This is a genomic window from Candidatus Omnitrophota bacterium, assembly GCA_025453395.1.
GTDB lineage: Bacteria > Omnitrophota > Gorgyraeia > Gygaellales > Profunditerraquicolaceae > JAlOQK01.
Genome location: JALOQK010000008.1, coordinates 53987 through 65419, shown reverse-complemented (window position 1 = coordinate 65419; position 11433 = coordinate 53987). Strand labels below are relative to the sequence as shown.

The following is an 11433-nucleotide window of genomic DNA, read 5'->3' as shown; positions in this document are numbered from 1 at the left end:
GGGGTATAAGACTCCCAGGCAGGTAGCTAGCGAATACTTACAAAGTAACGGCTTTGATCAGGGATTTAAATTTTGTCGCAATTAGAGTTGCAATTCGCCTTACAGCTTACAGCTAATAATATTATTTGACTAAAAGGGCTAATTTGCGTATAATAAGGTTTTCTAAAGGAGGTGGATAAGTTGGTTCTAGTTAAAGATAAGAAGAAAGATATCATTGAGAAGTACAAATTGCATGCCAGGGACACTGGTTCAGCCGAGGTGCAAATAGCCATTCTGACCGAGAGGATCAATTCCTTGACCGATCATTTTAAATCGCACAAGAAAGATCATCACTCTAGAAGAGGGCTTTTGATGATGGTTGGCAAAAGGCGCCGGTTCCTTAATTACCTTAAAGAAAAAGATACCAAAAAATACGAAGAAATCATTGGTAAGCTAAATTTGCGCAAATAAGCGGATTTTTCTCCAAGGTTATCCTCTAGAAAGGCAGAAAGTATGCAGTTTAATAAAACACAATTAAAGTTCGGCCAGCAGGACATTATTATAAGTACCGGGAAGTTGGCCAAACAGGCCAATGGTTCGGTTACTGTTGTCTGTGGCGGCACGGTAGTTTTGGTCACGGTATGTATGTCTAAGCTGCCCCGGGAGGGCATAGATTTTTTCCCTCTTACCGTAGAATATCAGGAAAAGACTTACGCCGCGGGAAGGATCCCCGGAGGCTTCTTTAAAAGGGAGGGCCGGCCCTCAGAAAACGAAATTTTGACTGCGCGGCTTATTGACCGTCCAATCCGCCCGCTTTTTCCAAAAGGGCTTTATAATGATGTGCAGATTATGGCTATTGTTTTGTCAAGTGACGGAGAAAACGACCCGGATATCTTGGCGGTAACCGGAGCTTCGGCGGCTTTGTCGATATCCGATATCCCTTTTAATGGCCCCTTGGCTTGCTGCCGGGTCGCCCGTTTAAACGGCAACCTTGTTTTAAATCCTACCTACGCGCAATTAGAGAAAAGTGAATTTGATATAGTGGTAGCTGCCAATGATAAAGGTATTATTATGCTTGAATCAAAGGCGCAGGAAATATCCGAGGAGCTTTTTAAAGAAGCGGTAGCTTTTGGTTTTGAGAATATCAAGCCTGTCTTAAAGCTGCAAAAAGATTTTGCCGCCAGTTACGGTAGGCCCAAGGCAACCGTAGAGTATAAGACTATTGACCCAGAATTATTGAAAAAGACAGAAGAGTTATCAGCAGATAAGTTAAAAGAAGTATATAATTTGGCCAAAAAAGAGCAAAGAGAAGAATCCGTTGACCTTCTTTCTAAAGAAATAGAGAATATTCTTGTTCCTGCTGGTTATTTGCCTGCTCAGATAAAATCCGCCCTGCATGAAATAGAGAAAAAGCAGGTCAGGCAGAAAATAGTTCATGATAAAGCTCGTGTAGATGGCCGTAAATTCAATGATATCAGGCAGATTTCCTGCGAAGTCGGGATCCTGCCGCGCACACACGGATCAGGGCTTTTTACAAGAGGACAGACCCAGAGCCTTTCGGTTACAACTCTTGGTACAGGCGATGATGAGCAATTGGTTGAGGCCTTGGAGGGAGAAAAATCCAAGTCTTTTATGCTGCATTATAGTTTTCCTCCTTTTAGCGTAGGGGAAACTGGCCCGGTACGCGGCCCCGGAAGGCGTGAAATCGGCCACGGCGCATTAGCCGAGAAAGCGCTTTTGGCGGTAATGCCGGATAAAGAAAAATTTCCTTATACCACAAGAGTAGTTTCAGAAATATTAGAATCCAACGGGTCGTCTAGTATGGCTACGGTTTGCGCCGCAAGCCTTTCCTTGATGGACGCCGGAGTTCCGATTAAAAGCAATGTCAGCGGCGTGGCCTTAGGCCTTATCCGTGAAGGCGGCGAGAACATTGTTTTGACTGATATTGCCGGAGTAGAGGACCATTTCGGGGATATGGATTTTAAAGTCGCGGGTACCCGTAAAGGGGTAACTGCTGTTCAGATGGATTTAAAAGTTGATTACATAGATTTAAACTTGCTTGAACGTTGTTTGAATCAGGCGAAAGAAGCAAGGTTTATCATACTAGATAAGATGGATAGCGTTATTTCTTCGGCTCGCCAGGAAGTCTGTTCTTATGCCCCGCGGATTATCAGGATTAAAGTTAATCCAGAGAAAATTGGAGAGCTTATCGGCCCCGGAGGAAAGAATATTAAGGCTATTATTGCCGCCACCGGCACAACTATTGATATCCAGGATGACGGTACCGTGATGATCGGCGCTACTGATACAGCTAAAGCAGAAGATGCTATCCGGATGATTAAGGCTATTAGCGATGATATCGAAGTTGGCAGAATCTATAATGGTAAAGTAAAAAGAATAATGCCTTTTGGGGCCTTTTGTGAGATTGCCCCTAAGAAAGAAGGCTTAGTGCATGTTTCGGAATTATCCGATCGTTTTGTTAAGAATGTGGAAGAAGTAGTCAAGCTCGGCGATGAGATAAAAGTCAAGGTCATCGGCATTGATGAAATGGGCCGCATCAACTTAAGTAAGAAACAAGCAGATCAAGCTTCTTAATAAAGTGAAAGAAAGAAGATTCAATGAAATAAAAGGCGTAATCCTTATAGCCATAGGGCTTATAATCTTAGCAAGCCTTGTTTCTTTTACTGTCTTTGACCTTGCCTTTTATACTTCGCATCCGAATATCCCTGCTAAAAACCTGATCAGCACATTTGGGGCCTACCTTGCTGGAGCATGCCTATTTCTTTTTGGCTGGGCCAGCTATTTTATCCCGCTTTTGGTTCTATTTTTAGGCATTAAGCTTTTTAAGCATGAAAAACTTGATTTACGCTTGATCCGTATATTAGGCATAGTATTATTTCTTATTTCAATAAGCTCTATCATCGGATTAGCAAGCGATAAAGATCAAATAGTAAGTTTTTCCCACGGCGGGGCATTAGGGTTTATATCAGCGCGTTTTGTAAACGCCTATTTCGGAAAGCTGGGCGGGTATATTATATTTATTACCTTGGCGCTTTTATCTTTTGCTCTTGTTACCGAAATGCTTATTTCTGTTGTTGTGCGTTTCTTCTCGGAGAAATTCAAGAATATCCTGTTCGGAAATTTCAATGCTCTTGCTAAAAATAAAGTAAAGGTCAAATTTGACGTTAATCGCGCATCTGCAAACTCTGAAAAACAGGCCAAAGAAGATAAAAAGCTTAAATTCCAGCTTAAGACAGCCGGCCAGCCAGTAGTTATCAAAGAAAATAACCTTACCTCTTCATTGGCGGCTAAACCGAATATCCAGATAAAAAGTAAGCCGCAAGAATCTCAAATAAAAGTGCGCCAGGAGGAAGTAAAAATCGGCGGCTATGTTTTGCCTGGGCTTGATCTTTTGGAATCTCCGCCTCCTCCTGAAGAGAGGCAGTTAAAAGAGGACCTTCAGGAAAACGCGCGCATACTTGAGGATACCTTGAATGATTTTGGGATCCAGGTTAAGGTTACAGATATTGAACGCGGCCCGGTGATCACCCGTTATGAGTTAGAGCCTGCTCCGGGGATGAAATTAAACCGTATTGTCGCTTTGAATGACGATATTTCTTTGGCAATGAAGGCCCCGTCAGTGCGCATTGTCGCTCCTATACCGGGAAAGGCCAGGGTCGGCATTGAGGTGCCAAATTCCCAAGGCAGTATTGTTTATTTAAAAGAGGTCTTTGTTCACGAACAGTTCCAGCACGCAAAATACAAACTGCCCGTTGTTTTTGGCAAGGATATTTCCGGCCATCCGGTTATCGCGGATTTGTCGGACATGCCGCATCTTTTGATTGCCGGAACAACCGGAAGCGGAAAAACTGTTTGCGTGAATTCGCTTATTTTGTCGCTTTTATATAAGTTAGCTCCGCATGAATTAAAGCTGGTGATGGTTGATCCTAAGATGGTGGAATTAGCTGCATATAATGGCCTGCCGCACTTGATGTGCCCGGTGGTTACAGACGCCAAAAAGGCCTCCGCAGCTTTGGGATGGATTGTCGGGGAAATGGAAGACCGCTATCAGCTTCTAGCCAAAGAAGGTACCCGCAATATTGAATCCTATAATCAGAAAAAAGACCCTGCTCCCGGCATGCCTTATATTGTGGTGATTATTGACGAGTTGGCAGATCTGATGATGGTTTCGCGCGATCAGATTGAAAGCGCGATTACCCGTTTGGCGCAATTATCCCGCGCGGTGGGGATCCATCTTGTTTTAGCCACACAGCGGCCTTCGGTTGATGTTGTGACAGGGGTTATTAAAGCTAACTTTCCTGCGCGCGTCTCATTTAAGGTTGCCTCTAAGGTTGATTCCCGCACGGTTTTGGATATGAACGGAGCGGATAAGCTTTTAGGAAAAGGGGATATGCTTTTCTTAAAGCCCGGGGAAGAAAAGTTAACCCGCGCTCAAGGCTCATTAGTCAAGGATAAAGAAATAGAAAAAGTAATTGGTTTTATAAGCGCTCAAGCCAAGCCGGTTTATAATGAAGCGATATTGAAGGAACAGCAGCGTTCAAATATGATGGGCGATCAAAGGGATGAGCTTTTTGACGATGCGGTAAGAATAGTTATGGAGACAAACCAGGCATCAGCATCGATCATTCAGCGCCGTTTGCGCCTGGGATATACCAGGGCTGCGCGCATTCTGGATATGATGGAAGCCGAAGGCATAGTCGGGCCGTTTGAGGGCAGTAAAGCCCGGCAGATCCTTATCAACCGTGAAGAGTGGATCAAGCAGTCGGTAATGAATAATTCCAGCGGTGTCAAAGAAACAGAGGCAGAAAATGGATAATCAGGGCATAGGAAACAGGCTAAAAGAAATAAGGCTTTCTAAGGGGTTAACCTTAGAAGATGTCCATAAAAAAACTAAAATCCACCTTAATATTCTGCGTTCGATTGAAGAAGATAATTTTGTAAGCGTTGACCCCATTTACCTAAAAGGTTTCTTAAAGATATACGCCCAATCTTTAGGCCAGGACTATAAGGAATTTGTTCCGGAATCCAAGATCGTTGCGGGCAAAATGCATGTCCAAGAAGAGCATCAACAGAATATTAAGGCGCATATTCCGCAGAAGAAAAGTTCTTTTAATCTGTTAAAATCTCCGGTTATTGTTTTTGTTAGGCGTAACGCCAGAAACTTTGTGTTTATTCTTGTTATTGTGTTGGTTGTTTTTATAGCCGCGCGCTTGATTAAAAAGGCTTCCTATTTTTTGCGCTCTAAAGCAGTATCTCATAGCCGGCAGTTTGCCCCGAAGCAGAGGAATTCTCCCGCTTCTGTCAGGTCTGCGCCAGCCCCGATTGTGATAGATGATCTTATCCGTTTAAGTATTCGCGCCCGGGAAAATTGTTATATTAAATTAAGAAGCGACGGTAAAGTTATGTTTCAGAGTATTCTTAAGAAAGGAAGATTTGAAACTTGGGTTGCCAAAGAAAAAATTGAATTTTCCTTAAGTGACGCCTCTTGCGTGGATATAGAGATAAATGGCAAGATGATTTCTTCTCTGGGCAGAAAAAATCAGGCGGTAAATAATATTCTTGTTACAAAGCAGGGCCTGCAAATAAAATAGCATGCTGCCAGAGAAGAAGATCGGCATCATAAGTTTAGGCTGTGCGCGCAACTTAGTAGATTCAGAGCTATTGCTTGGCCAGCTTGACCGTAAGGGCTATAAAATAGTTGATATTGATAAAGCAGACACGGGGATAGTTAATACCTGTTCTTTTATAAATGATGCCAAGAAGCAGTCCATTGACGTAATACTTGATTTGATCCAGCTTAAAAAGTCCGGGAAAATTAAGAAGATTATCGTCTGCGGTTGCTTGGCGCAAAGGTATAAAGAAAAGTTGCAAAAAGAGTTACCCGAGGTTGATGCCTTTATCGGCAGTTTTGATTTGTCCGCCCAAAATAAAAGGTATCCGCTGACAGCTAATCATCTGGCGTATTTAAAGATTTGCGAGGGGTGTTTCAACAGCTGCAGCTTTTGTATCATCCCAAAGATCAAGGGCCGCTTAAAAAGTTTACCCCTTGAAACCTTAATAAAACAGGCAAAGCTCTTTGATAAACAGGGTGTGCGTGAACTTAATATCATTGGGCAGGATATAAGTTCTTACGGGCGCGACCTATACGGGCAAAGCAGGTTATCTTTGCTTGTAAAGAAGATACTAGAAAATACCCGGAATATTGATTGGGTACGTTTGTTATATCTTTATCCGGACATCAAAGTTATTAATGATCTGCTTGAGATTATGCGTTATAACAGGCGGCTTCTTAAGTATATAGATCTGCCGTTGCAGCATATTTCAGATCGCATCCTGAAGTTGATGCGCAGGAGTGTTTCACAAAATAATATTCGCCAGATAATTGGCGCAATAAGGGGAAAAATCCCGCAGGCAGCTATCAGGACAGCTTTTATCGTGGGTTTTCCTCAAGAGACGGATAGAGATTTTAAACAGCTTTTGAATTTTGTTAAAGAAGTTAAATTTGAAAGGCTGGGGGTTTTTATTTATTCTCCGGAAGAAGGCACCCCGGCATTTAAAATGAAGAATCAGGTCCCTGAGAAAGTTAAACAGGAGCGTTTTGATCAGATTATGCAACTACAGCAGCAGATATCCACTGGTGTTAATCTGCGCATGATGGGGCAGGTTGTTGATGTGCTTATTGAAGAAGAAGAAAATGGCGTTTATATCGGCAGAAGCCAGCATGATGCTCCGGAAGTTGACGGAAACGTTTTTGTAAAGTTCAAGAGAAAACTCTTGGCGGGCGATTTAGTAAGAGTTAAGATTACAGATACCATGGAATACGACTTGGTAGGAGAGGCAATCTGATGAATTTAGCTAATCGTTTGACTGTGTTAAGGATTATTTTATCGTTTGTGTTCATGTTCTTTTTGTTTGTGCACGGGCTTTGGGCAAAGATCATAGCCTTGGCAGTATTTATCTTGGCGGCTATTTCAGATTATTTTGACGGCAGGATCGCCCATAAAAGGAACATGGTCACGGATTTCGGCAAGCTTATGGACCCTATTGCAGATAAGATCCTTGTGATTTCAGCTTTCGCGGTATTCGTGCAGATGCAATTGATTGATGCGTGGATGTTTGTGTTTATTATATCACGTGAGTTGCTGGTAACATCATTAAGGCTGTTTGCGCTTAATAAAGGAAAAGTCCTTTCAGCCAGCCGTTCCGGAAAACATAAAACAGTCTCCCAAATGGCGGCGATCCTTCTTATCTTAGGGTTTATCGTGCTTAAGGAAACAATGTTAGAATATTTTAACTGGAGCCCGGGTTGGGAACAATTCTTCCGTCAGGGGATAAATATCTTAATGTTTATTACCGTGGGCATGACACTCTATTCGGGTTTTTCTTATTTCTGGAAGAATCGTAAGATTATTACTAAGCTTTAAAGATAGGATGAGTTCTGAGTTCTGAGTTGTGAGTCGGGGATGGGGGTGGGTTGCGGGGAATTATTAAGAATATTTCCCTCATTCTAATTCTCATCCTAACCTTGCTACCCATACTAACTACTCATTCTATCCAATAAGATTAAGAACATGCAAATGCGCTTTAAAAATAAATTGGTTGAGGTTATTGTTACATTCTTTTATATTGGTTATCTTCCGGCAGCTCCAGGGACATTCGCCAGTATCGCGGGGATATTTTTGTTTTTATTGGTTAAATCAAGCCCGGCCATATATTTTTCTTTGGTTTTATTGTTAGCTGTTTTAGGAGTAGCTCTAGGGAAAAGCGCGGAGAGGCTTTTCCATAAGAAAGACCCCGGGGCAGTTGTGATAGATGAAGTCCTTGGGATGCTTCTTGCGTTAGCTTTGCTGCCGTGTTACAGCGTAAAAGTAATCCTGATGGCTTTTATTTTGTTCAGGGCCATGGATACTATTAAGCCCTATCCGGGGTATCTTGTTCAGTCGGCAAAAGCAGGATGGGGGATTGTGGCGGATGATTTAGTGGCCGCCTTTTACACTAATATGATTCTTCAGGCAGTTTTAAGGTGGGCTGCTTTAAGCTGTCGGTAAGCCGGCCCCTCCTTTGAGAGCTTGCTTTCAAAAAGAGTTATTTTCTGCACTGTAAATTCAATAGGGTTTTCAAGTATTTTCTTATCCAGTTTCTCTACGCCTGAGGCAATCCTTTGGCATTTAAGCGTATTTCTTGATCTGCCCAGAGTTATGTGGCAAGAGAAATCTTTTTCCTCTCTCGGTATCCCCAGATGGCTTAAATCCTCTTCTATTTGATTGAATATATTCTGTGTTTGTTGATTTTGCTTTCTAGTTCCCACCCAGATTACTTTAGGGTTTCTGGGGTTTGGAAATGCTCCTATGCAATCAAGGGCAATAGAGTAGGGCGTTTTTTCTTTTGCCATCTTCTCCAGCACAGAACAGATTTGATCTGTTTGTTCTTCTGGGACCTGCCCAAGAAACTTTAAGGTTAAATGCAGGTTGTCGCTATCAACCCACTTTACATCGCAAGACAGGTTTTTTAGTTCTTGCTGCAGGGAAGATATTTTTTTCTTTGCTGCAAGGTCAAGTTCTATAGCGATAAAGGCCCTCATATTATTTTTTTTAATAGTTGCAAGGCTTTTAAAGCAGTTTTTTTCTGTATATCCATTCTTGTGCCGCGCAATAGAAATCTTTTAACAATTTGCCTTTTTCCTGACAAGCCGATAAATACTGTTCCTATGGGTTTATTTTTTGTTGCTCCAGATGGGCCGGCAATGCCGGTTATTCCGATGCTTAAGTTTGCGCCGGTAGTTTTACGGATATGCTCAGCCATTTTTCTTGCTACAATGGCGCTTACCGCCCCGTGTTTTTTTAAGATCTCTTTGGAAATACCCAATAGTTTTGTTTTAGAGCTATTGTGATAGGCTACTATCCCAGCTAAGAAATAAGCAGAACTGCCTGGAAATTGAGTGAGAAGCATGCAGGTGTATCCTCCAGTGCAGGATTCAGCCACAGCAACAGTCTTTTTATTCTTAATCAGCAGCGTATGTATTTGTTTGGCAATGGTTTCCATAATATAACATTATACCTTTGATTAAATATATTGACAAGGATACTTTTACCTATATAATAAAGCTTAATCTTCAGGGCAGGGTGAAATTCCCGACCGGCGGTAGCGCAGCAAGCGCACACCGGCGCATCAAATTGCGCCGGGTGTAGCTTAGGCAAGCGCACACCGGCGCATCAAATTGCGCCGGGTGTAACAGTCCGCAAGCCTTAAACAGGCATGAACTGGTGTAATTCCAGTACCGATGGTAGCCTAGAAAAGGCACCCCAATTCATCAAATTGAATTGGGGGTAGCCAGGCACGCATAGTAGGCGTCGCCCGATCCTATTTTAAGGATCGGCGTGCGCTATCTGCGCAAAGTCCAGATGAGAGAAGATGATTAATAGTAATATCTATTCGCCCGAAGAGAATGTTCTTCGGGCCTTTTGTTGTAGAAGACAACATACCGGCGCATCAAGTTGCGCCGGGTATAATCAGAAACAATGTAAAAAAATTAGACTATATCCAGCTAAACTATGTTTAACTCAATTCCAGAAATCTTAGAAGACTTAAAAAACGGCAAAATGGTCGTAGTCGTGGATGATGAATCCCGCGAGAACGAAGGCGACCTTTTGATGGCTGCCTCTTTTGTTAAGGCCGAACACATTAATTTTATGGCTAAATTCGGCAGAGGCCTTATTTGCGTGCCCATGGAAGAAGAAAGGCTTAGCGCGCTTAATTTAGGGCCTATGTTTATGGATAAAAACATTTCTTTCCACAAAGACAAATTTTCTACCGCTTGGATGGTTTCTGTGGATGCTTCCAGAGGGATTGCCACTGGCATTTCAGCGCATGACCGCGCACATACAATAGAAGTGTTGATTAATCCGCAGTCTTTGCCGGAAGATTTGATCCGTCCGGGCCATTTGTTTCCCTTAAGGGCGCAGAAGGGCGGGGTCTTGGTGCGTTCTGGCCATACTGAAGCTTGCGTGGATTTAGCTAAACTCGCTGGCTTGTATCCGGCCGGGGTTATTTGCGAGATCATGAATGAAGACGGCACTATGGCAAGATTGCCTCAGTTGAAGGAATTTGCCTCTAGGCATAACCTAAGAATATGTTCCATCGCAGATTTAATTCAGTACCGCAGGCGTTATGAAAAATTAATTAAGCGGGTTGCAGAAACAGATGTCCCAACCGAATACGGTACTTATAAGCTTATTCTGTATAAAGATTTGGTGAATAATCAGGTGCATACAGTCTTGGCTATGGGTGAATTTGGCAATGAAAATGTTTTAGTCAGGGTGCATTCAGAATGTTTAACCGGGGATGTTTTTTCATCTTTACGTTGTGACTGCGGCAGGCAGCTTAAAAAAGCCATGCAGCTTATTGAAAAAGAGAAAAAAGGTGTCATCTTATACATGAATCAGGAGGGCAGAGGCATTGGTTTGGTAGAGAAAATCCGCGCCTACGCGCTTCAGGATAAAGGCCTTGATACAGTAGAGGCAAATCAGGCTTTAGGTTTTAAGCCGGACTTACGCGACTATGGCATTGGGGCGCAGATTTTGGTGGATTTAGGAATAAAGAATATCCGTCTTATGACCAATAATCCACGCAAGATAGTAGGGCTTGAAGGGTATGGGCTTAAAGTTGTTGAGCGGCTTCCCATAGAGATAGAGCCTAACAATGTTAATTACAGGTATCTTAAGACTAAAAAAGAGAAGATGGGTCATCATTTAGATATAAGGTGAATAGTGGGCATAAATATCAATAGTTCATATGATTAATAACCAATTATCAAGCACCAATAATCAAACAATAACCAATTACCAATTGCCCAATTTACCAAACCTGTTTGGTAAATTGGTTATTGATTATTGGAATTTATTTGGTGATTGAGATTTGGTCATTGGTTATTGGGATTATATATTTAGTTGATAAAAAAAAGGAGGAAACATGGTAAAAACAATAGAGGGAAACTTAATCGCAAAACAAAAGAAATTCGCGCTCATTGCTTCGCGGTTTAATGATTTTGTGACTAAGCAATTGGTTGCTGGCTGTATTGATACTTTGGTAAGGCATGGAGCTGACGAGAAAGATATAACATTGGTTTGGGCGCCGGGGGCATTTGAGTTGCCTTTAGTAGCATCAAAAATGGCTGAATCTAAAACCTACGACGCGCTTATCTGTTTAGGCACAGTAATACGCGGTTCTACTCCGCATTTCGATTATGTGGCTGCGGAAGTTTCAAAAGGCACAGCCAAGGTTTCTTTAGATGCAGGTTTGCCGGTTATTTTTGGGGTGATTACCGCTGATACAATTGAACAGGCTATTGAACGCGCTGGCACCAAAGACGGCAATAAAGGTAAAGACGCTGCCATAAGCGCTATAGAGATGGCAAACATCATGGAGAAAATCTAA

11 protein-coding genes are annotated in these 11433 nt (G+C 42.4%); 9 read left to right on the top strand and 2 right to left on the bottom strand.

What is annotated here, in order from left to right; all coding sequences use genetic code 11:
* The first annotated feature begins 180 nt into the window (after window positions 1-180).
* From rpsO to MUF05_07005, 7 genes are all read left to right on the top strand, one after another.
* The gene (gene rpsO, locus MUF05_07035; GenBank protein ID MCU0666828.1) at window positions 181-450 is read left to right on the top strand and encodes a 30S ribosomal protein S15; all 270 of its coding nucleotides are present in this window, start codon (window positions 181-183) and stop codon (window positions 448-450) included.
* Window positions 451-492: 42 nt separating this feature from the next.
* Window positions 493-2574 (top strand): polyribonucleotide nucleotidyltransferase, encoded by a 2082-nt coding sequence (gene pnp / locus MUF05_07030; GenBank protein MCU0666827.1) that lies wholly within the window; start codon window positions 493-495, stop codon window positions 2572-2574.
* 4 nt (window positions 2575-2578) lie between these two features.
* Complete coding sequence (locus MUF05_07025; GenBank protein ID MCU0666826.1) at window positions 2579-4816, top strand: DNA translocase FtsK; 2238 nt, start codon at window positions 2579-2581, stop codon at window positions 4814-4816.
* A complete protein-coding gene (locus MUF05_07020; GenBank protein MCU0666825.1) occupies window positions 4809-5591 on the top strand; it encodes a DUF4115 domain-containing protein in 783 nt (260 codons plus the stop codon). Before MUF05_07025 ends, MUF05_07020 begins: the two co-directional genes overlap by 8 nt.
* A gap of 1 nt (window position 5592) precedes the next feature.
* Window positions 5593-6846: a 30S ribosomal protein S12 methylthiotransferase RimO gene (rimO, locus tag MUF05_07015; protein MCU0666824.1), complete on the top strand. Its 1254-nt coding sequence runs from the start codon at window positions 5593-5595 to the stop codon at window positions 6844-6846.
* Window positions 6846-7424 carry a CDP-diacylglycerol--glycerol-3-phosphate 3-phosphatidyltransferase gene (pgsA, locus tag MUF05_07010; GenBank protein ID MCU0666823.1) on the top strand — a complete coding sequence of 193 codons (579 nt, stop codon included), beginning with the start codon at window positions 6846-6848 and terminating at the stop codon, window positions 7422-7424. Before rimO ends, pgsA begins: the two co-directional genes overlap by 1 nt.
* Window positions 7425-7577: 153 nt before the next feature.
* Complete coding sequence (locus tag MUF05_07005; protein ID MCU0666822.1) at window positions 7578-8048, top strand: phosphatidylglycerophosphatase A; 471 nt, start codon at window positions 7578-7580, stop codon at window positions 8046-8048.
* On the opposite strand, the gene thpR is transcribed toward MUF05_07005, so the two are convergent.
* Together thpR and MUF05_06995 are read right to left on the bottom strand one after the other, a co-directional pair.
* A complete protein-coding gene (gene thpR / locus MUF05_07000; protein ID MCU0666821.1) occupies window positions 8009-8581 on the bottom strand; it encodes an RNA 2',3'-cyclic phosphodiesterase in 573 nt (190 codons plus the stop codon). The two genes, MUF05_07005 and thpR, sit on opposite strands and share 40 nt — an antisense overlap.
* Window positions 8578-9042 (bottom strand): CinA family protein, encoded by a 465-nt coding sequence (locus MUF05_06995; GenBank protein MCU0666820.1) that lies wholly within the window; start codon window positions 9040-9042, stop codon window positions 8578-8580. The genes thpR and MUF05_06995 overlap by 4 nt, the downstream gene beginning before the upstream one ends.
* A gap of 509 nt (window positions 9043-9551) precedes the next feature.
* Between MUF05_06995 and MUF05_06990 the strand changes: the two genes are divergently transcribed.
* Both MUF05_06990 and ribE read left to right on the top strand, forming a co-directional pair.
* Entirely contained in the window at window positions 9552-10763 is a 1212-nt protein-coding gene (locus tag MUF05_06990) for a bifunctional 3,4-dihydroxy-2-butanone-4-phosphate synthase/GTP cyclohydrolase II (GenBank protein MCU0666819.1), read from the top strand.
* Between the two features lie 205 nt (window positions 10764-10968).
* Window positions 10969-11433, top strand: coding sequence for a 6,7-dimethyl-8-ribityllumazine synthase (gene ribE / locus MUF05_06985; GenBank protein MCU0666818.1), 465 nt, complete (start codon window positions 10969-10971; stop codon window positions 11431-11433).

Excerpts from the sequence above, each read along its gene's own strand:
- pnp (MCU0666827.1), top strand. The coding sequence starts at position 493 with ATGCAGTTTAATAAAACACAATTAAAGTTCGGCCAGCAGGACATTATT.
- MUF05_07020 (MCU0666825.1), top strand. The coding sequence starts at position 4,809 with ATGGATAATCAGGGCATAGGAAACAGGCTAAAAGAAATAAGGCTTTCT.
- rimO (MCU0666824.1), top strand. The coding sequence starts at position 5,593 with ATGCTGCCAGAGAAGAAGATCGGCATCATAAGTTTAGGCTGTGCGCGC.
- pgsA (MCU0666823.1), top strand. The coding sequence starts at position 6,846 with ATGAATTTAGCTAATCGTTTGACTGTGTTAAGGATTATTTTATCGTTT.
- MUF05_07005 (MCU0666822.1), top strand. The coding sequence starts at position 7,578 with ATGCGCTTTAAAAATAAATTGGTTGAGGTTATTGTTACATTCTTTTAT.
- thpR (MCU0666821.1), bottom strand. The coding sequence starts at position 8,581 with ATGAGGGCCTTTATCGCTATAGAACTTGACCTTGCAGCAAAGAAAAAA.
- MUF05_06995 (MCU0666820.1), bottom strand. The coding sequence starts at position 9,042 with ATGGAAACCATTGCCAAACAAATACATACGCTGCTGATTAAGAATAAA.
- MUF05_06990 (MCU0666819.1), top strand. The coding sequence starts at position 9,552 with ATGTTTAACTCAATTCCAGAAATCTTAGAAGACTTAAAAAACGGCAAA.
- ribE (MCU0666818.1), top strand. The coding sequence starts at position 10,969 with ATGGTAAAAACAATAGAGGGAAACTTAATCGCAAAACAAAAGAAATTC.